Origin of the sequence: Enterococcus sp. AZ091, from assembly GCF_051714805.1 — a bacterium.
Classification (GTDB): Bacteria; Bacillota; Bacilli; order Lactobacillales; family Enterococcaceae; genus Enterococcus_D; species Enterococcus_D gallinarum.
Window position 1 is genome coordinate 1,409,331 of sequence record NZ_JBIOSO010000001.1, and the last position, 20,471, is coordinate 1,429,801.

Genomic DNA, 20,471 nt, shown 5'->3' on the forward strand with positions numbered 1-20,471 from the left:
TACTCAGGAGGAAGATAAACTATGGAATTTTCAATTGATAACAATATCAATGATGGCGCTGTAATCAAAGTTATCGGTGTCGGCGGCGGCGGCGGCAATGCTGTCAACCGTATGATCGAAGAAAACGTTAAAGGTGTCGAATTTATCGCTGCCAATACAGATGTGCAAGCATTGAAAAATTCAAAAGCTGAAACAGTGATCCAATTAGGCCCTAAATATACTCGCGGTCTAGGTGCTGGCTCTCAACCTGAAGTTGGAGAAAAAGCAGCAGAAGAAAGTGAAGACGCAATTCGTGATTCCTTGCAAGGCGCTGATATGATCTTTATCACTGCCGGCATGGGTGGAGGTACCGGAACTGGGGCAGCTCCGATTGTTGCAAAACTTGCCAAAGAAATCGGCGCATTGACAGTCGGCGTAGTAACTCGTCCATTCACATTTGAAGGACCAAAACGCGGCCGTTTCGCAGCTGAAGGAATTGCAAAACTAAAAGAAAACGTCGATACATTATTGATCATCTCCAACAACCGTTTATTGGAAGTTGTTGACAAGAAGACACCAATGCTGGAAGCATTCCGTGAAGCAGACAATGTATTGCGTCAAGGGGTACAAGGAATCTCTGATCTGATTACTGCACCAGGCTATGTCAACTTGGACTTTGCTGACGTGAAAACAGTAATGGAAAATCAAGGAACAGCATTGATGGGTATTGGTGTTGCTAGCGGTGAAGAACGTGTCATCGAAGCAACGAAAAAGGCGATCTCTTCTCCATTGCTAGAAACATCTATCGATGGTGCAGAACAAGTCTTACTGAACATCACTGGCGGATTAGACATGACTTTATTTGAAGCACAAGATGCTTCTGATATCGTAGCAAGTGCTGCAACAGGCGACGTAAACATTATTCTAGGAACTTCAATCAATGAAGACTTAGGAGATGAAATCCGTGTGACTGTGATTGCAACAGGTATCGATCCTTCAAAAAAGGAACGCTCTTCTCGTACAAGCAGACAAAGTCAAATCCATTCAATTCCACAAAAACCAACGTTAGATATGGATCAGGCGAAACCTTCACACGTAGAAGATGATCATGGCTTTGGTGATTGGGATATTCGTAAAGAACAAAACGTTCGTCCTAAAGTAGAAGAAAGCCAATTTGAGAATGTTGAAAAAAAAGAATTTGATACATTCAATAGAGATGAAGTAAAAACAAATGACGACGATGAATTAAGTACACCACCATTCTTCCGTCGCAAACGCTAGGAGGCAGAGCACATGATTTCTGAGAACTTGCACAAGATCCAGCAAGAGATCCAGGATTCTTGTGCTCTTGTTTCTAGAAAAGCAAGTGAGGTTCGTCTGGTTGCTGTGACAAAATCTGTCGATAGTGAAAAAACACGGAAGATCATCGAAGCCGGTGTCACTGACTGTGCGGAAAACCGAGTAGAAAAACTCCTGGAAAAAAAGCAGCAACTAGCAGATTTTCCAGAAGTAAACTGGCATTTTATTGGTAATTTGCAACGCAGAAAGGTAAAATCAATTATAAATGAAGTTGATTATTTCCATGCGTTAGATTCGCTGAAATTGGCGCAAGAAATTCAAAAACGAGCAGCAAAAACGATTGCTTGTTTTGTAGAAGTCAATATTTCAGGTGAAGCAAGTAAACAAGGAATTGCACCAGACGACGTTGTTTCATTTATTGAAGAGTTGCGGCCCTTTGATAAAATCAATGTCATCGGCTTGATGACCATGGCACCACTTGCTTCTTCAGAAGCAGAGCAGCTCCATTATTTTCATCAGTTGAAAGAATTACAAGAAAAAATCGCAGCGCTGCACTTGGCACATGCTCCATGTACAGAAACAAGTATGGGAATGAGTAATGATTTTGCCGTTGCGATCCAAGCGGGTGCGACAGTTGTTCGCATCGGCACCGCATTATTTCAGGAGTAAAGGAGGTTGACATATGTCTTTAAAAGAGAAATTGACCAATTTTTTTGGATTGACAGATGAAGAAGATTATTACGAAGAAAGCGTGGTAGCTCAAGAATCTGTGCGATCCCCGCAAAATATCGCCGTCAATCAAGGTAGTTCTTATGTTGCACCACGCACGACTCGTGCTGAAAATCCAACGAATACATTTTCACGAAGCCATATGCCATCACAGCAAGCGCAAGCGCAGCGTTCAACAGCATCAAGTGCGTCCTTTGAAAGACAACAACGCCCTGTCCAAAAGACAGAGGAAAAGGTCGTTTCTATGGCCCAACAACGCAGTAATCCCAAAACAAAAGAAATAAAGTCCAAGGCTGCAGGCAAGATTACTATCGTAGAACCAAGAGTTTATTCAGAAGCGATGGGAATCGCGAAACAAGTGATCAATGGCGATGCAGTACTTGTTAATTTTCATTTAATTGAGGAGTACCAAGCACGGCGAATAGTTGATTTTTTGACGGGAACAGTGTACGCTGAAGATGGCGATATCAAGCGTGTTGGAGATGAAATCTTCTTATGTACGCCAAAAGGAATGGAGATCGAGGGAACTGCTCAAACATTAGCAGATAGTAATTTCTTCGATATCTGAGTCAAGGAGGAAAGCATATTTTAGTCTTTAGGTTATTAAATCTATTCAGTGATGCAGTATATCTCTATACAGTATTATTAGTGATCTATGCCTTGCTTTCTTGGTTTCCGGGAGGATACCAATCAGCATTTGGACGTTTCTTAGCAAAAATCTGTGAACCATATCTAGGTTTGTTTGATCGTCTAAATCTGAGTTTCGCTGGCATCGACTTTACGATTGCATTTGCCATTATCGTTCTGCAGCTAGCAACGCAAGGTCTGTTCGTTCTTCTACAAGCAATCTTATTCTAACGTAAGGGGTGAATATCGGTGAACGCAAATGTCTATCAGCATTTTCGAAGCGATGAGCACCCTTTTATTGATTCTGCGCAAGGCTGGATCGAACAAGTGCAGATGCAATACGCACCCTATTTAACAGATTTTCTTGATCCGCGGCAAGCCTATATTTTAGAAAGTCTGATTCGGCAATCAACCGATTTGAGTTTTCAATTTTTTGGCGGATATGAAGCTGCTGAAAGAAGACGGTGCCTGATCTACCCAGACTATTACCAACCAGCAAGTGAAGAATTTGATTTGGTATTATTCACCATTATCTATCCAAAAAAATTCACGGTTTTAAGTCATGGGAAGGTTTTAGGAACGTTAATGGGCACAGGGGTCAAAAGGGAATACTTTGGTGACATCATTTCTGATGGGGAAAATTGGCAAGTATTTGTGGCAAGCGAAATCAGTCATTTTGTCCAAACACAGGTCGATAAAATCGGGAATGTCTCAGTTCGCCTCGAAGAAACGAAGTACACGGAATTGATCGTACCAAAAGACGGCTGGAGCGAAGAACGAGAAACGGTCAGCTCTCTCCGTTTGGATACTGTCATTTCTGCTGTCTATAATATTTCGCGCCAGCGTTCCAAACAACTCATCGAGTCTGGCAAAGTGAAAGTCAATTGGACAGAAACATTACGTCCGGATTTTATGTTGGATCTACTGGATATCGTATCAATCAGAGGATTTGGGCGTATCCAGATTCAGGGGTTAGAAGGCACGACAAAAAAAGAAAAAGTTAGATTGTTATTAGGTGTATTACGTAAATAAAACAAAGAGGTGTAAACTTATGGCATTAACTCCATTAGATATTCAAAACAAAAGCTTTTCAGTAAAAATGCGCGGTTACAATCAGGATGAAGTCGATGACTTCTTAGATATGATCGTTCGTGATTATGAAGAAGCTGTTCAAAAGAACCGTGAACTAGAAAAATCATTGAAGCATGCAGAAGAAAAACTTGAGTATTTCAATGAATTGAAAGATGCATTGAACCAATCGATTATCGTGGCTCAAGATACCGCAGACAAAGTAAAAACGAGCGCAAGCAAAGAATCTGAAGTGATCGTTACTTCTGCTCAAAACCGTGCAGATGAATTAGTAACGAATGCCGAAAAACGCGCTCATGCATTGACAACAGCTGCAGAAGAAAAAGCCAAAGAAATTCTGACGGATGCAACCAATAATGCGCGTCAATTGGCAACTGAAACCAATGATTTGAAGAAGAAAACGCGCGTTTTCCACAACAATCTTTTGGTTATGCTGCAAACACAATTAGAGCAAGTAAAAAGTCCAGAATGGGAAGAAATTTTGGCGCCATTTTCTAGCTATGTAAAAGATTCTCATCAAGTAATCAAAGAAGTTTTATCAAAAGAACTTGACAGCGAAAATGATTCTGAAGTAAACTCAGAAGCAGTGGAGAGTCCAGTAGAAATCGTGGAATCCAGTGAGAAAGAAATTGATGTAGAAGAAAATCCAGAAGTGAAAACATTGGATGATGCACGTCAATTACTAGATGAATTAAATAAAACAAATGACTAATATACAGAACAGAAAAATTTCTTATACTTTTAAAGCGAGTCTGGGAGAGTGGAAGCCGGATAAAACCCTGTAAGAAATTAGATCATCTGTTAGTCTTGGTCTTGAACAGTGGTAGAGTCCAACGTTTGATCTCGTTACCGATCAACAAAGAATTGTCACTGACAATAAAATTTGGGTGGTACCACGAACACGTTCGTCCCTTTCCGGGATGGATGTGTTTTTTTTATAACTTCATAGCCTATGGGCTTATTAGAAGGATTTGGTCGATTCAATGAGTGAATTCACTGAAATTGAGGCAGGATAGACAAAATTGTTTGATCGACATGTGCTTGCACATGCCATAATCATGAGTAATCAGTAAAAGGAGCGAATACAATGAAGATGAAAGAAACATTGCATCTGGGAAAAACGGCTTTTCCGATGCGGGGAAATTTGCCTAATCGCGAAATCGAATGGCAAAAAGATTGGGAAGAACAAAATATCTATCAACAAAGACAAGCACTGAACGAAGGGAAACCAACATTTGTCTTACATGATGGCCCTCCCTATGCGAATGGCAATATCCACATTGGTCATGCATTAAACAAAATCAGTAAAGACATTATTGTACGTTCTAAATCAATGTCAGGATTCCGCTCACCTTATGTACCAGGTTGGGATACGCATGGATTGCCGATCGAACAAGTGCTGACAAATAAGGGCATCAAACGCAAAGAAATGACACTTGCGGAATATCGCAAAAAATGCGAAGAGTATGCTTTGACACAAGTAGATACCCAACGTGAGGACTTTAAACGTTTAGGAATCTCAGGCGATTGGGATCATCCTTACATCACTTTGACACCTGATTACGAAGCTGCTGAAATCCGCGTATTCGGAAAGATGGCAGAAAAAGGCTACATCTATAAAGGATTAAAGCCAATCTACTGGTCACCATCCAGCGAGTCTTCATTGGCAGAAGCAGAGATCGAATACAAAGATGTCAAATCACCTTCGATCTATGTCGCTTTTCCTGTAGCAGATGGAAAAGGAATCCTTGATGAAGATACATCTTTCGTTATTTGGACGACGACACCTTGGACATTACCAGCAAACTTAGGAATTTCAGTAAACCCAACGTTTACTTATGTTCAAATCATGGCAGATGGCCGTAAATTTGTGATCGCCAAAGATTTGTTGGAGACTGTTCAAGCAGCTATTGGATGGGAAAGTGTTGAAATCTTGCAAGAAATTGCTGGAGAAAAACTAGAATACATGACTGGCCAGCATCCTTTCTATGATCGGACTTCATTGGTGATGCTAGGTGACCATGTCACGCTGGAAGCAGGTACTGGATTGGTTCATACTGCTCCTGGGCACGGGGAAGACGACTACATCGTAAGCAAAAAATACAAATTAGATGTCCTATCTCCTGTCGATAGTCGTGGGATGTTTACGGAAGAAGCACCAGGATTTGAAGGAATCTTCTATGATAAAGCGAACCCAATGATCACCGATTTGTTAGCAGAAAAAGGTGCATTATTGAAACTTGATTTCTTTGTCCATAGTTATCCTCATGATTGGCGGACCAAAAAACCTGTTATCTATCGGGCAACACCACAATGGTTTGCTTCAATCGATCAATTCCGTCAAAACATCCTTGATGAGATCGAGAAAGTGGACTGGATCATTCCTTGGGGCAAAACACGCTTGTACAACATGATTCGTGATCGAGGCGATTGGGTCATCTCACGTCAACGTGCCTGGGGGGTACCACTGCCGATTTTCTACGCCGAAAACGGCGAAGCAATCATTACACCAGAAACGATCGAACATGTTGCAACGCTATTTGAACAACACGGATCAAATATCTGGTTTGAAAAAGAAGCCGAAGAATTATTGCCTGCAGGCTTTACGCATCCGGGTTCACCAAATGGCAAATTCTCTAAAGAAACAGATATCATGGATGTTTGGTTTGATTCTGGTTCTTCTCATGAAGCAGTCTTGCGTCAACGTCCAGAGTTGACTTTCCCAGCTGACATGTATTTGGAAGGTTCAGATCAATACCGTGGATGGTTTAACTCAAGTATCACCACAAGTGTGGCGATCAATGGGGAAGCACCATACAAATCAGTCTTGTCTCAAGGGTTTACCTTGGATGGTGAAGGCCGGAAGATGAGTAAATCTCTTGGAAATACCATTGCTCCAGAGAAAGTAATCAAACAAATGGGTGCCGATATCCTTCGCCTATGGGTTAGCAGTGTAGATTATGAAGCAGATGTCCGAGTTTCAATGGATATTTTGAATCAAGTCTCCGAGGTTTACCGTAAGATCCGTAATACAATGCGTTTCTTATTAGCCAATACGGCTGATTTCGATCCAAAAACGGATATGGTTTCTTATGAAAACTTACGCTCTGTAGACAAATACATGCTGGTTCGATTAAACGAAACGATCAAAACCATTCGTGAAGATGGGTATGAGAAATACAATTTCTTGCATATCTATAAGACGATCATCAATTTCTTGACTGGCGATCTTTCTGCTTTCTATTTAGACTTTGCGAAAGATGTTGTTTATATCGAAGCGGAAAATGATCCACAACGGCGAGCAATGCAAACTGTCTTTTACCAAACGGCAGTGGCTTTGACAAAATTGTTGACGCCAATCATTCCTCACACAGCAGAAGAAATCTGGTCTCACTTAAAAGAAGAGGAAGCCTATGTTCAACTAGCTGAATTGCCAAGTTATGAATCATTTGCGAATCAAGCTGAGTTGCTTGATATGTGGACGGCATTTCTTTCATTCCGTGACAATGTCCTGAAAGCACTAGAAGAAGCACGGAATGAAAAACTGATTGGTAAGTCATTGGAAGCAAAAGTGACCATCTATCCATCACAACTGCTGGCAGACCTATTAACGGCTGTTGATGCTGATTTGGCCCAATTATTGATCATTTCACCAGACTTCTTCGAAATCAAAGAAGCAGGAAGTGCCGCTCCAGAAGCAGCGCTACAATTTGAAGATGGTGCAATCTTGATCGAAAAAGCCGATGGTGAAGTCTGCGACCGTTGTCGGCAAGTGCGGACAGATGTCGGAGTGGATGAGAAACTGCCAACACTTTGCGGGCGTTGTGCTCATTTGGTGGAAGAATATTATCCAGAAGCCGTTGCTGAAGGCTTTGAGAAATAAAAATTAGCTGAGAAATAAAGGTAAGCCAAAAATTATCAGTGTGCCGTTGGACGATCTACTTAGATCGTCCGATGGCACACGTTTTTTGTGATCATTTCATTGTGCTGACTTAGTTATCAGCTTTTGTGTCTTTTTCATCGTTTTCTCCTAGCAATAGCATCTAGACGACAGCAACTGATGATAAGAAGCATAGAAGTGATAAAAATGCAGCGCTAGGCAATCGTGCTCGCTTTGTCCCAATCGGTTTTACCCGTTCAGCGTTTTTGAGAGGAAGCTAGACCAACTTGCAGAAAAAGATTGCAAGATTTACATAGAAAAGGTAAACTATTAAAAATTGGAATATTCAGAATATTTAAAGAAAGGATGAGGGGATGAGTGAAAAAGAGACATTAATGTATGATCCTCGTTTTGAAAGTGATGCTTGTGGCATGGGCTTTATCGTACAAAAAGATGGATTATACTCGAGAAAACTGATTGAAAATGCGTTGACGATGTTAGAACGAATGAATCATCGTGGCGGAACAGGAGCCGAACCAGATACAGGGGATGGCGCTGGTGTGTTGATGGCATTACCTGATCCTTTTTTTCAAGCAATTGCTTTAGCGGCAGAGATTGTTTTACCGCCGAAAGGTCACTATGCAGTAGGCATGTTTTTTTTGCCGCAAGAACGAGAATCCGCAGTCAAATTAAGAAAGGCCGTTGCTCAGGATATTCAGCAAATGGGATTTCGGGTGTTGTGGCAGCGGGAAGTTCCCTATGACTATTCGCAATGTGGTCCAGGAGCACAAAAAGTGATGCCTAGTTTTTGTCAATTCTTTATTGAAAAACCTCTCGATGTGACAGTCGGAAGAGATTTTGAGGACCGTTTGTATCATTTGCGGCGACAATTAGAAAAAAACTATGCAGCCAAGGAACTAGCCATCTGCAGTCTTTCTAGCCAAACAATCGTCTATAAAGGCATGTTACATGCTTATCAGGTCGGACTGTTTTATACGGACTTACAAGATCCGCGTATGACTTCCAGTATCGCATTGACTCATTCTCGTTTTTCAACCAATACTTTTCCTAGCTGGAATCGCGCGCAGCCTTTTCGTTTTTTAGCCCATAATGGGGAAATCAATACGTTAAGAGGAGCCGAAAATTGGATGCATAGTCATCAAATCGAAGTCTATGATGAGGAAAATTCGGACTCCGCAAAACTTGAGAATTGCATGGAATTCTTGTATCGCCAAGGGAGAGATTTACCTCAGGCGCTTTTGATGATGGTACCTGAAGCCTGGTCGAAAGAAGCCGGTTTGCCAGAAGAACTAGTTGCTTTTCATGAGTACAATGCTAGTTTTATGGCACCATGGGATGGACCGGCAGCGCTTTGTTTTACGGATGGTGAGCTGGTGGGTGCTGCTTTGGATCGCAATGGGTTGCGGCCTTCCCGCTATTCAATTACGAGGGATGGCTTAGTTGTCGTAGCATCCGAATCAGGGGTGGTTGATCTACCCGCAGCAGAGGTAATTGAAAAAGGGGTTTTAGGTCCAGCCAATATGTTTTTGGTCGATACCAAAAATGGCTTGATTTTGAGAAATAAAGAGATCAAAGAAAAATATGCGCATGCTCATCCTTATCGCGAATGGTTGACAGAAAATTTGTTAACGATGGATGACTTACCAGAACCCCCTTTTTCTGATGGATTATCGACAGAGACATTACAGCGGTTATGGAAACTTCACGGGTACACCGACGAAGTCATCCGGACACTGCTGATCCCTATGGCTCAGACAGGAGAGGAACCGGTTATCTCCATGGGATTTGATTCACCATTAGCAATCTTAAGTGAACGTCCCCAGTCGCTTTTTACGTACTTTAAGCAACAATTCGCACAGGTAACGAATCCACCAATTGACGCGATTCGCGAAAAGCTAGTGATCGGTACAGAATTATTTCTGGGACGAGATGGCGATGTTACAAAAGATCTTAGCCAAAATTGCCATAAATTAAAAATCGCTAGTCCGATTTTAGCCACAAGCGAGTATCTGAAGATCAAACATCTAAATCAGAAACAACAATCGGCGGCAGTCCTCTCTACTCTTTATTCTGTGACTGGCAATGAGCAGCAAACACTGCACCAAGCATTGGATACTCTTTTTAAAGAAAGTGAAGCCAAAATTGATCAAGGGGCTACGATTCTCGTGTTAAGTGATCGCGAACCCATTGCACCACAACTAGGTAAGATGGCAATTCCTGTCTTGTTGGCTGTTTCGGGTTTGCATAATTACTTGGTGCGAAAAGGAAAGCGAGCGCTTGCCTCACTCATTGTTGACACGGCTGAAGTCTGCGAAGTTCATCACTATGCTATGTTAGTTGGCTACGGTGCCAGTGGGATTCATCCTTACGGGGCTTACGAAACGCTGCATTATTATGACATGAGTGATCATGTCGAAAATTATCGACAGGCCTGTGAGAAGGGACTCATAAAGATTATGTCTCGTATGGGAATTTCAACTATTGCCGGTTATCATGGTGCTCAGCTCTTTGAAGCTGTCGGTATCTCACCACAAGTCACTGAGTTTTATTTTACGGGAACTGTTTCTCGGATTGGCGGACTGTCGTTGAAACAAATCGAACAAGAGTATTTTGAGCGATACGAAGCTGCCTATGGTGAAAAACAACAGGATTATCTAGATTCGGGAGGCAGCTTTCAGTTTAAAGCAGAAGGTGAGCATCACCTTTTTAATCCCAAAACCATCTATCACTTTCAAAAAGCGGTGCGCACAGGAGATTATCAGTTGTACAAGGAGTATGCAGCTGTCATGAATCAAGAGGCTTTAAGCACACCCACGACACTTCGTTCACTATGGGAGTTCACACCTTCGCGTCAGCCAATTCCATTGGAGGAAGTAGAGCCTGCTGTCCAAATCGTCAAACGATTCAAAGTAGGAGCAATGTCTTATGGATCGCTAAGTGAGGAAGCTCATAAATGTATTGCTGAGGCAATGAATGCCATCGGAGCTAAATCAAATAGTGGAGAAGGCGGAGAACATCGCGAGCGTTTCAAAGCGGTCAACGGCAAAAATTACAATAGTCGGATCAAGCAAGTTGCTTCTGGACGTTTTGGAGTTAATGCGGAGTATTTAATGAGTGCCGATGAGTTGCAGATCAAGATGGCTCAAGGAGCGAAGCCAGGTGAAGGTGGTCAACTGCCTGGAAATAAAGTTTTCCCTTGGGTCGCTGAGATTCGCGGATCAACCCCTGGGGTTCGCTTGATTTCACCACCTCCTCATCACGATATTTATTCGATTGAAGATTTGGCACAATTGATCCATGATTTAAAGACCATCAACCCTTATGCGCGAATCAATGTGAAGCTGGTTGCCAGTACGGGTGTTGGAACGATTGCAACCGGTGTTGTCAAGGCAGGTGCTGATGTTGTTGTAATATCAGGCTATGATGGCGGTACTGGTGCTTCTCCCCGCAATTCCATCAGAGATGCGGGCTTGCCTTGGGAAATGGGGTTAGCAGAAGCTCATCAAACATTGGCACTGAATCATCTTCGTCAGCGGATGACCTTAGAAACGGATGGTAAATTGATGACGGGAAGGGATATTGCGATTGCGGCACTTTTAGGTGCTGAAGAGTACAGTTTTGCTTCATTGGCCCTTGTTGCGATCGGCTGTGTGATGATGAGAGTCTGCAGTCTGAATACTTGTCCCGTGGGTATTGCCACCCAAAATCCAGCTTTACGAAAGTTTTTTGCTGGTAAACCGGAACATATTATTCATACTATGTTTTTCTTAGCAGAAGACCTCAGAGAAATCATGGCAGAACTGGGTTTTCGTACCATTGATGAGATGGTGGGTCACACAGAAGTCTTGGTACCTCGTTTCATTGCCAAAGGGAAAGCAAAATCATTGGATTTCGCTCGCATCTTGGGTACGACACTTCCGATTGCACGTAAAGTGACGGATCCTTTTTTGGAGAAACGACAATGGCCAGAATTGGATAGTTTTGCCAAAGCAGCAATTGAAAAACAACATCCTGTTGCTATCAGTCAACCGATCAACAACATTCAACGTTCTGTTGGTGCCCGCATAGGGGGATGGATTGCAGAACGCTTTGGGAACTATGAACTTCCTCCAGGATTGCTGCAATTCAATTATCAAGGAATTGCGGGTCAAAGTTTTGGTGCCTTTGCAACGCAAGGACTTGAGCTGAGATTGGTTGGAGAAGCCAATGATTACGTAGCCAAAGGATTGAGTGGTGGCCGTTTGATCATTGTACCGCCAGCAGATGCTAGTTATGATATTGAACAGTCGCCCATTGTAGGTAATGTGGCTTGCTTTGGGGCAAATCGAGGAGAAGGATATTTCAGAGGTCTGGCAGGAGAACGTTTCTGTGTTCGAAATAGCGGAGCCAAAGTGGTTGTAGAAGGAATCGGCGATCATGGCTGCGAGTATATGACTGGAGGTGTCGCTGTTATTCTAGGCAAGACGGGCCGCAATTTTGCTGCTGGCATGTCTGGAGGTGTCGCCTATGTGTACGATCCGGAGCAAGCGTTTGCTGCTCAATGCAATTTAGAAATGGTGGAATTGTTTAAGGTAGATGAGAGCGGGGATGATGCGGTATTGAAAGAATTGATCGAGAACCATTTTGCCTATACAGATTCCTTAAAAGCAGCCGAGATTCTAAGCGATTGGCTCTATCATAAGCAGTTGTTCATCAAAGTTTATCCTAAGGAATATCATCAAATGGTGGAAGCGACTCATCAATTGGCGCAACAAGGTCTCTCAGGAGATGAACTGATCGCTAAAGCTTTTGAGTCAGTTGTCGGTCCTCAGATGACGATCCCAGGAAAGGAGCATGACTAGTATGGCAGATCCTTTTGGTTTCTTAAAATACCCTCGAAAAGAAAATCCGTATCGTCCGGTAGCAGAGCGGATCACTGATTGGCAAGAACTGCAAGAACCATTGCCGGCAAGTGAGCGGCAAGAACAAGCAGCAAGATGTATGAATTGTGGCATTCCTTTTTGTCATACCGGTTCTTTCTATGGTGGGCAACGGACAGTTTCTGGATGCCCCAACGATAATTTGATTCCTGAATGGAATGATCTTGTTTATCAAGGCAGGTTTCAAGCGGCTTTTGAACGGTTAGCGAAAACGAATCCATTACCTGAAATGACCGGACGGGTTTGTCCAGCTCCTTGTGAGAAAGGCTGCACGGAGGCGCTAAATGGGAGCGGGGTCACGATTCATGACAATGAGCGTTTCATTATCGACACTGCATTTGAGAATGATTGGGTCCGAGCATCGGGAGAACCGCAAGCAGCAACTGGTTTCAAAATTGCCATCATTGGCAGTGGACCAGCTGGTCTATCCGCTGCTTGGCGCTTGCATCAGTTAGGTCATCAAGTGACGGTTTATGAACGCAGTGATCGTTGCGGGGGGTTGCTGATGTATGGTATCCCTAATATGAAACTAGATAAAACAGTGGTTCAGCGCAGAATCGATTTGATGGCAGAACTAGGCGTGACGTTCCTAACGAATGTCGAAGTCGGCCGCGACATTTCTGCTGAAGAATTAGAAGCTGCTTATGATCGTGTTATTATTTCTACTGGCGCCAGTGTTCCGCGGGATTTAAAGATCCCAGGAAGGTCTTTGACTGGGATTCAGTTTGCTGTTGATTATTTGACAGCAGCAACCAAAGAGGTATTGAACCATGGAAAAGCTGCGAATGAATCCTTGGCAGGCAAACACGTGGTCGTGATCGGCGGTGGAGATACCGGAAATGATTGCTTAGGGACTGCGATGCGCCAAGGGGCTGCTTCTGTTCGTCAGCTGGAAATCACGCCACAGCTTCCACCACAGCGTTTAGCTGAAAATCCATGGCCTGAATACCCAATGACAGCTAAAATCGGGTATGGTCAGGAAGAAGTTGCTGCGGTTCTACAGGAACATACGTATCACAGCATTTCGACGACTGCTTTTGTAGGAGCGGAACGGGGACAAGTGATTGGGATCGAAACAGTCAAAGTAGATGAGAATTTTCAGCCAATCTCTGGTACAGAGCAAGTGATGAAAGCCGATTTAGTTTTGTTGGCAATGGGCTTCTTAGGTCCAGAAACACACTTGTTAGACACCTTCAATGTCCGTGAAATCTATGATGATTATACAACCAATAATGAACGGGTTTTGGTAGCTGGTGATGCAAAAAGAGGTCCTAGCTTAGTGATTTGGGCAATTCGAGAGGGGCGGCTCGCTGCGGAGAAAGTCGATCAATCGCTGAGGGCCTTGATTTATCAACAAATTTAGCAAAAACAACGGGATAAATGCGACAGATAAGACAAATAAACCGAAGGCTATCTCTGAAAAGCGATGCGCAATCTTGCGCGAAGGACGAATCGTCCAAGAAGCTTAGCAGGTATCCTTCGGTTTTGTTGAATCTTTCGTCACATAGCAGATACTTTGTACTGTGCCCGCGGTCCGCCGATATATTTGGGGCGTGAGCCTAATGCAGTCACATGAGCTGCACCTAACGTTTTGATACTTGGCCGAATAGGGATCTGTACGTGTTTGACATGCATGCCGATGGCAGTATCACCAATATCGATGCCAGCTTTCGCAATGATATGCTCCACTTCAACGGGATCATCAAACAAGCGAAATGCCGCTACAGAACAAGCACCTCCCGCATGAAGTGCAGGGACAACTGCCACTTCTTCTAATTGATAATACTGAGCAGTGCTACGCTCTACAGCTAATGCACGGTTCAAGTGTTCGCATCCTTGAACCGCTAAGCGAATGCCAAGCGGATCCAACACCTCTTTAATGGTCTTAATAATGATGTAGCCTACTTCTTCGCTGGAGTTTTTGCCGATCATCCCGCCAACGACTTCGCTAGTAGAACAGCCTAAAACAAATAAATCATTTTGCGTTAAGTGTGCTGCGTCAATTACTTCAGTTGTGATGGTTACTAAGTCATTTTTAAGTTGATGAAAATCATTCATTGGAATCTTACCTCTCATTCAAAGAAAATTTTTGCGTTCGTTTTAAATAATTGACAAGCGGAAATGCTACCAATATACCGAAAACATTTTGAAGGCTATTGCTGAGAATCGAAGCAATGCCTGCTCCAAAGCCAAACATGATGGTCGTTGCTGCGGCATAGCCTAAAATCATCGTCACGCTTCCCAAACAAAGTGCCAGCAGGGGATAGTGACGAAAACGACCAGTAAGGTAGCCTTGGCAGCCATGGATCAAAATAGAAAACAATGCCCATTCTGGATAACCGGACAAAAAGTCGATCATTCCGCCGCTCAAGCTGCCGACGATCGCACCTGAAGGACCGCCTAATAGAAGAGCTGTGGTATAGATGCCGGCTTCGCAAAGGGTCACGACACCTTTTGTCTGAGGAACTGGCAGGACAAATAATAAAGAAAGAGCGGTAGTCAGTGCTGTCAGCATAGCTAACGTTGTTAGTTTCTTGGTAGACATGAGGTAACTCCTTTCCTAAAATAAGCAAGTTGATCGACATTTCCTAAAGATTCTGTCAGCTGTAGCCCATTTTCAATGCCGGCAAAAACAAAGTCTTTGGCTTGCTGTACAGCATCTGTCATTGAGCGGTCAGTAGCCAAGAGCGCAGCGATGGCAGCGGATAACGTACAACCGGCGCCGTTCGTTGTCTGTTTGGGTGATTTTGGTGTCTCAAAAAAGAAAAAGTCATCCCCATCATAGAGCAGGTCGCAGGCTTGCAGCCCGTTCAGACGAGCGCCACCTTTGATCAACACAAAAGCAGGCCCAAGTGCTTTGATTTTTTTGGCAGCTATCTTCATTTCTTCCCGAGTAGTAATGGCTTGATTTGCGAAATATTCTGCTTCAACCAAATTGGGAGTAACGATAGTGGCTAAGGAAAATAAGGATTGCAGGGCGTGTTGATACTCTTGATTGGCTTTTGTCTGTCCTTCTTTAAAAGCTAAGACTGGATCTAAGATGATCGGGCAGTCTTGGGTCACTAGGAAATTTTTCACTAATTCGATCGTTTCCAGTGTATGTAATAGGCCGATTTTGATGGCTGCTAAACGGGTGAAAGCTTTAACTGAAGCTAATTGGTCCTTCAGCGTTGCAGGAGGGATATCATAAATGGTGATTTCCTCATTGATGGCTGCGACACAAGTGAGCACCATGTGACCAAAGGTATTGAATTCTTCAAAGGTCTTGATATCTGCAGTGGCACCACCACCTGCTAAGCTGTCTAAGCCAGCAATGGTCAATACTTGTTTCATTGATTCACATCCTTTAGTCTTTCGTTTTATTATAGCGAATGGAGCAAAAATAAAAACAGCCAATTGGCTGTTTTTTTACCCATCCAATTGGCTGCTGCTTATTGATTATTTAGTAAGTTCCGTTCACGATACCATTCATCTGGTTTCCAAATCCATTCAAAGCCATCAGCTGCTAATAGATCATAGGCGGCTTTTGGTCCCATGGTCCCTGCTGAATAGTTCGGAAAATCAGGTGTTTCTTTATCCCAAGCATGTCGGATGACATCGACGATGCGCCATGATTGAGCAACTTCGTCCCAATGAGTAAAGTTGGTGCCGTCCCCATTTAAAGCATCTAAGAGCAATTTTTCATAGGCTTCTGGCGTATTTTCTACGATTTCAGTACTATTGCGGTAATCTAGTTTAACAGGAAGGGTGTCGAATCCTTGACCGATTTCTTTGCCATTTAGAGAAAGTGAAAAGCCTTCCGTCGGTTGAATATAAATCGTCAAGACATTAGGTGCTAATTTCTTCTTGCTTTCGCAATCAGTCACATCTTTCTTGAAAACATTCACTGGGACTTGCTTGAAAACGATATTGATACGGGTGCCTTTCTCTGTTAAACGTTTCCCTGTGCGTACATAAAAAGGGACTCCTGACCAGCGGAAGTTGTCGATCAAAAACTTGCCTGCGACAAATGTTTCGGTGGCAGAATCTTCCGCAACATTCATTTCTTCACGATACCCAGCAAACTGCTGATCCTCTAATTGCCCGTGAGCATACTGTCCGCGGACAAAATTAGTTTTGACTTCTTCTTCTGAATAAATGCGAATCGCATTCAATGCTTTGATTTTTTCTGTACGGAGTTCTTTTTCTGAGAAAGCGACTGGTGGTTCCATAGCTAGCAAAGAGAGAATCTGCAAGATGTGGTTTTGGACCATATCCTTTAAGGCACCACTCTTATCATAATAGCCGCCGCGTTCTTCAACGCCGAGATCTTCAGCGATATTGATTTGAACATTGTCGATATAGCGGTTGTTCCATTGCGATTCAAAAATATTATTGGCAAAACGGATTGCAGAAATATTTTGGATCATTTCTTTTCCTAGATAGTGATCGATTCGATAGATCTCTTGCTCACTGAAAACTTGATTGATTTCTTCGTTCAATTGTTTCGCAGAGGCATAGTCACTTCCGAAAGGTTTTTCAATCACCACACGATGGTAGCCTTCGGTTTCAAGCATGCCTTGTGATTTTAAATGTGAGACGATGGTACCAAAGAAGTTTGGAGACATTGCCAGATAAAACAGTTGGTTTCCTTCAAGCTGATACTTCTGATCTAGAGAATCTGCCAGCTCTTTCAATGAGTCATAGTGAGTGGTATCTGTTACATCATGAGACTGATAATAAAAATGTGAAGCGAAAGTCTCAGCTTGTTCTTTTGACTCGATCAAATCTTCGATCGTTCCCATAACAACTTCACGGTAATGTTCATCTGACCAAGGACGGCGAGCCGTACCGATTACAGCAAAATCTTCTTTAAGATCGCCTTTTTTATACAAACGGAAGAGGGAAGGGTAAAGTTTGCGTTGTGCAAGGTCACCGGTTCCGCCAAAAATAGTAAAAAGCACCTTTTTTTCCATCGTTTTCACTCCTTACAATTTATCTACAAAAATCGTACTAGCTGCTTTATAACTGACAGCAATTTCTTTATCCGCATTTTTAATGGTGATCGGTCCTTCGTAGGCAGCCGTATCAATGATCTCAAACTCTTCATGAATATTCAGGTCGATGGCTACCAGATAGTCCAACAATTCCCGTTCATCCAACACGCGAGCAATTCGGATCTTTGTCCCGACAGGGTAAGCACTCATCGTCGTTTTTTCTCCTTCGTGGACGGGTTGTCCCTGTTCGGGGATCATTCCGCCGTGAGGACAAAACTTAGGATGTCCTAGATAGGCTTCTAAATGATCAGCCAATGTCCCTGATGTGACATGTTCAAGTACCTCCGCATCATCGTGGACTTCATTCCAAGAATAATTCAAATGCTCCACTAAAAATACTTCCCATAAACGATGTTTACGAATGAGAGCACTTGCCGAAGCTAGTCCGCTTTCGGTCAATTGGACGCCTTGATAAGGAGAGTGTTCTACTAAGCCTTCTTTTAAAAGCTTAGAAATCATCTCGCTTACTGAAGCAGCAGACACATCCAGACCAGAAACGATTTGTTTGTTGTTGATTTTCTTCTGATCACCGCCCAATTCCAAGATGAGCTTCAAATAATCTTCGCGGTTTGGTGTCATGGTATTCATCCTCTCTTATCAAAGACTATCAAACTAAATTCTATCAAAAAAAGCCACAGATTACTACGGAAAAAACCGTGGGAAGAAGAAGGTTTTTTATAAACCGCTTTACTTTATTCGCTTATTCTGACAGTCAGTTTTTTAAGAAGAAGAAAACTGAGAGAATGATTCATCCTCTCAGCCTTTTTAGTGTGTATTAAGCCCAATCGCCATTTCTGAATACTGGGACTGTTGTGCCATCTTCTTTGATTCCATCGATGGACATTTGGGCAGATCCTACCATAAAGTCAACGTGTGTTTGGCTGCGGTTGAGACCAGCAGCGGCCAATTCTTCTTCGCTCATTTCTGTTCCGCCTTGTAAGCTGAATGCATAAGCCGAACCAAGAGCTAAGTGGTTTGAAGCATTTTCATCAAAAAGGGTGTTGAAGAAAATGATTCCGGATTGTGAGATTGGTGAAGGATCAGGAACAAGGGCCACTTCGCCTAAATGTTTTGCGCCTTCATCAATGGCTAATAATTTTGCTAAAACTTCTTCTCCTTGTTCTGCAGAGAAATCAACCACTTTCCCATCTTTAAAGGTGAACTTCATCCCAGAGATGATCGTTCCCGCATAGCTTAATGGTTTCGTACTTGAGATATAGCCATCGATGCGGCGGCTATCAGGAGCGGTAAAGACCTCTTCTGTTGGCATGTTTGCCATAAACTTTTCGCCACGGGCATTGAAGCTGCCGGCACCTTCCCATAAATGGTTCTTTGGCAAGCCGATAATAATGTCTGTGCCTGGGGCAGTATAATGCAACGCTGTGAATTGTTCTTCGTTGAGTTCATTGGCTTTTTCTTGCAACGTTTTATCATGATTCTTCCAAGCTGCCACAGGGTCTTCTTCATAGATGCGCGTTGTTTTGAAAATTTGATCCCAAAGCAAGTCTTGCGCTTCTTCTGGTGTTGCATCAGGGAAGACTTTTTGTGCCCAATCTTGACCAGCGGCTGCCACAACCGTCCAGCTCACTTTGTTGGCTTGGGTTGCTTTTCGCAAGTTAATCATGGCTTTCCCCGAGGCGGCTTGATAAGTCGCTACGCGGTCTGAATCTACACCTGCTAATGCATCGTGATTGGCTGAAACCACACTGATACGGCTCGCACCTTTTGCTACCCAATCGTCTGTTTGATCGATTTTGTATTGGGGAATCGTTTCCAAGCGATCGCTGTCGGCGTGGGCAAGAAATTCTTTTTGAACGACATCATCTGTCCATTGAACGATGACTTCTGCTGCCCCTAATGCATAGGCTTTTTTTGTCAAAAGGCGAGCCAAAGGTGCTTGATCAACAGCGATTTGGATGACGATCGTATGGCCTTTTTGAACATTGACGCCAACTTCTGTGATTAGTTGGGCATATTTCTCAAGATTTTGATTAAAATTTGGTAAAACCATTAAAATTCCTCCTAATTTTTCTAACTATAACTTTCTCTATGATAGCACTATCTTTTTTTGAAAACAAATGAAATCGAAGTCAAAAAAACAGATTTTTTCATGCTGAATTGGAAGCAAATAGGGACTAGGACAATCTTAAAAGTTGTTTTGCAATCTTAAAAAAACATGATACAATGAATAAAAGGTTTTTCTGAAAGCGATGTATAGCAGAATTAAGGAGATTAAAAAATTATGGCAAGAAAGAAAACAATTACTAGAGACCAGATTTTAAAAGCTGCCTATGAAGTTGTCGCAACCGAAGGATTCACACGTTTTACCGCACGTAATATTGCAGCGAAAATGAAGTGTTCAACCCAACCGATTTACTTAGAATTCAAAAACATGGATGACCTTAAAAGTGCCTTGATCAATCAAATTTATGATTATCTAGCAACAGAAGTATTTCCCATTGAGAGACGTGGGGACGTGATCGTCGATCTGACTTTGAATTACATTGGTTTTGCGAATAAAGAAAAACGCTTGTATCGCGCGCTTTACCTGGAAGAGTATGGCGGTGGCGATTCCATGCAAAAATTTTCTTTTGATTTATTCGTCAAATCTGTGAAAAAAGATCCGAAATATCAGGATTTAACAGAAGTCGAACTGAAATCATTGCATACGGGTGTATGGATCGTTGCCACTGGATTAGCCGCATTGATGTCTTCGGGAATTCTTCATCCGACGGAAGACCAAATTGCAAAATTGATGACCGAGACCGCAGAAAATATCATTCATCGAGAAACACCGATTGATATTTCATACAAGTCATTCGATCAATAATTAAATCATATGTAAAGAGAAAAAAGCATGTACCCAGCGTGGGATACATGCTTTTTTATGTA

16 protein-coding genes are annotated in these 20,471 nt (G+C 42.7%); 10 read left to right on the forward strand and 6 right to left on the reverse strand.

What is annotated here, in order from left to right:
* Window positions 1-21 precede the first annotated feature (21 nt).
* From ftsZ to IGJ28_RS07180, 9 genes are all read left to right on the forward strand, one after another.
* The gene (ftsZ, locus tag IGJ28_RS07140; RefSeq protein ID WP_003127641.1) at window positions 22-1,260 is read left to right on the forward strand and encodes a cell division protein FtsZ; all 1,239 of its coding nucleotides are present in this window, start codon (window positions 22-24) and stop codon (window positions 1,258-1,260) included.
* 12 nt (window positions 1,261-1,272) lie between these two features.
* Entirely contained in the window at window positions 1,273-1,947 is a 675-nt protein-coding gene (locus tag IGJ28_RS07145) for a YggS family pyridoxal phosphate-dependent enzyme (RefSeq protein WP_252712205.1), read from the forward strand.
* A 13-nt stretch (window positions 1,948-1,960) separates the two neighbouring features.
* A complete protein-coding gene (locus IGJ28_RS07150; protein WP_005471891.1) occupies window positions 1,961-2,575 on the forward strand; it encodes a cell division protein SepF in 615 nt (204 codons plus the stop codon).
* A gap of 17 nt (window positions 2,576-2,592) precedes the next feature.
* Entirely contained in the window at window positions 2,593-2,865 is a 273-nt protein-coding gene (locus IGJ28_RS07155) for a YggT family protein (protein ID WP_029487179.1), read from the forward strand.
* Between the two features lie 18 nt (window positions 2,866-2,883).
* The gene (locus IGJ28_RS07160) at window positions 2,884-3,666 is read left to right on the forward strand and encodes an RNA-binding protein (protein ID WP_003127645.1); all 783 of its coding nucleotides are present in this window, start codon (window positions 2,884-2,886) and stop codon (window positions 3,664-3,666) included.
* Window positions 3,667-3,685: 19 nt separating this feature from the next.
* Window positions 3,686-4,435 (forward strand): DivIVA domain-containing protein, encoded by a 750-nt coding sequence (locus IGJ28_RS07165; protein WP_003127647.1) that lies wholly within the window; start codon window positions 3,686-3,688, stop codon window positions 4,433-4,435.
* Window positions 4,436-4,810: 375 nt separating this feature from the next.
* On the forward strand, window positions 4,811-7,606 hold the full coding sequence (ileS, locus tag IGJ28_RS07170) for an isoleucine--tRNA ligase (protein WP_438845307.1): 2,796 nt from the start codon (window positions 4,811-4,813) through the stop codon (window positions 7,604-7,606).
* 371 nt (window positions 7,607-7,977) lie between these two features.
* Window positions 7,978-12,465 (forward strand): glutamate synthase large subunit, encoded by a 4,488-nt coding sequence (gltB, locus tag IGJ28_RS07175; protein ID WP_252712206.1) that lies wholly within the window; start codon window positions 7,978-7,980, stop codon window positions 12,463-12,465.
* A gap of 1 nt (window position 12,466) precedes the next feature.
* Complete coding sequence (locus tag IGJ28_RS07180) at window positions 12,467-13,906, forward strand: glutamate synthase subunit beta (RefSeq protein WP_156248150.1); 1,440 nt, start codon at window positions 12,467-12,469, stop codon at window positions 13,904-13,906.
* Window positions 13,907-14,043: 137 nt separating this feature from the next.
* Here IGJ28_RS07180 and IGJ28_RS07185 read toward each other — a convergent pair whose 3' ends face one another.
* From IGJ28_RS07185 to IGJ28_RS07210, 6 genes are all read right to left on the reverse strand, one after another.
* Window positions 14,044-14,601, reverse strand: coding sequence for a TIGR01440 family protein (locus IGJ28_RS07185; protein ID WP_438845308.1), 558 nt, complete (start codon window positions 14,599-14,601; stop codon window positions 14,044-14,046).
* 7 nt (window positions 14,602-14,608) lie between these two features.
* Entirely contained in the window at window positions 14,609-15,088 is a 480-nt protein-coding gene (locus tag IGJ28_RS07190) for an ECF transporter S component (protein WP_029487174.1), read from the reverse strand.
* Window positions 15,070-15,876 carry a hydroxymethylpyrimidine/phosphomethylpyrimidine kinase gene (locus IGJ28_RS07195; RefSeq protein WP_138371650.1) on the reverse strand — a complete coding sequence of 269 codons (807 nt, stop codon included), beginning with the start codon at window positions 15,874-15,876 and terminating at the stop codon, window positions 15,070-15,072. The genes IGJ28_RS07190 and IGJ28_RS07195 overlap by 19 nt, the downstream gene beginning before the upstream one ends.
* 98 nt (window positions 15,877-15,974) lie before the next feature.
* Window positions 15,975-17,498, reverse strand: a complete 1,524-nt coding sequence (zwf, locus tag IGJ28_RS07200; RefSeq protein WP_060815194.1) for a glucose-6-phosphate dehydrogenase — start codon at window positions 17,496-17,498, stop codon at window positions 15,975-15,977.
* A 12-nt stretch (window positions 17,499-17,510) separates the two neighbouring features.
* The gene (locus tag IGJ28_RS07205; RefSeq protein ID WP_005471905.1) at window positions 17,511-18,158 is read right to left on the reverse strand and encodes a metal-dependent transcriptional regulator; all 648 of its coding nucleotides are present in this window, start codon (window positions 18,156-18,158) and stop codon (window positions 17,511-17,513) included.
* Window positions 18,159-18,354: 196 nt separating this feature from the next.
* Window positions 18,355-19,590: an aminopeptidase gene (locus IGJ28_RS07210; RefSeq protein ID WP_438845309.1), complete on the reverse strand. Its 1,236-nt coding sequence runs from the start codon at window positions 19,588-19,590 to the stop codon at window positions 18,355-18,357.
* Window positions 19,591-19,821: 231 nt separating this feature from the next.
* Between IGJ28_RS07210 and IGJ28_RS07215 the strand changes: the two genes are divergently transcribed.
* Complete coding sequence (locus IGJ28_RS07215; RefSeq protein WP_003127658.1) at window positions 19,822-20,409, forward strand: TetR/AcrR family transcriptional regulator; 588 nt, start codon at window positions 19,822-19,824, stop codon at window positions 20,407-20,409.
* Window positions 20,410-20,471: the final 62 nt, after the last annotated feature.

What these genes read in the sequence shown, in the direction of transcription:
- ftsZ (WP_003127641.1), top strand. Translation starts at nt 22, where the DNA reads ATGGAATTTTCAATTGATAACAATATCAATGATGGCGCTGTAATCAAA.
- IGJ28_RS07145 (WP_252712205.1), top strand. Translation starts at nt 1,273, where the DNA reads ATGATTTCTGAGAACTTGCACAAGATCCAGCAAGAGATCCAGGATTCT.
- IGJ28_RS07150 (WP_005471891.1), top strand. Translation starts at nt 1,961, where the DNA reads ATGTCTTTAAAAGAGAAATTGACCAATTTTTTTGGATTGACAGATGAA.
- IGJ28_RS07165 (WP_003127647.1), top strand. Translation starts at nt 3,686, where the DNA reads ATGGCATTAACTCCATTAGATATTCAAAACAAAAGCTTTTCAGTAAAA.
- ileS (WP_438845307.1), top strand. Translation starts at nt 4,811, where the DNA reads ATGAAGATGAAAGAAACATTGCATCTGGGAAAAACGGCTTTTCCGATG.
- gltB (WP_252712206.1), top strand. Translation starts at nt 7,978, where the DNA reads ATGAGTGAAAAAGAGACATTAATGTATGATCCTCGTTTTGAAAGTGAT.
- IGJ28_RS07180 (WP_156248150.1), top strand. Translation starts at nt 12,467, where the DNA reads ATGGCAGATCCTTTTGGTTTCTTAAAATACCCTCGAAAAGAAAATCCG.
- IGJ28_RS07185 (WP_438845308.1), bottom strand. Translation starts at nt 14,601, where the DNA reads ATGAATGATTTTCATCAACTTAAAAATGACTTAGTAACCATCACAACT.
- IGJ28_RS07190 (WP_029487174.1), bottom strand. Translation starts at nt 15,088, where the DNA reads ATGTCTACCAAGAAACTAACAACGTTAGCTATGCTGACAGCACTGACT.
- IGJ28_RS07195 (WP_138371650.1), bottom strand. Translation starts at nt 15,876, where the DNA reads ATGAAACAAGTATTGACCATTGCTGGCTTAGACAGCTTAGCAGGTGGT.
- zwf (WP_060815194.1), bottom strand. Translation starts at nt 17,498, where the DNA reads ATGGAAAAAAAGGTGCTTTTTACTATTTTTGGCGGAACCGGTGACCTT.
- IGJ28_RS07205 (WP_005471905.1), bottom strand. Translation starts at nt 18,158, where the DNA reads ATGACACCAAACCGCGAAGATTATTTGAAGCTCATCTTGGAATTGGGC.
- IGJ28_RS07210 (WP_438845309.1), bottom strand. Translation starts at nt 19,590, where the DNA reads ATGGTTTTACCAAATTTTAATCAAAATCTTGAGAAATATGCCCAACTA.
- IGJ28_RS07215 (WP_003127658.1), top strand. Translation starts at nt 19,822, where the DNA reads ATGGCAAGAAAGAAAACAATTACTAGAGACCAGATTTTAAAAGCTGCC.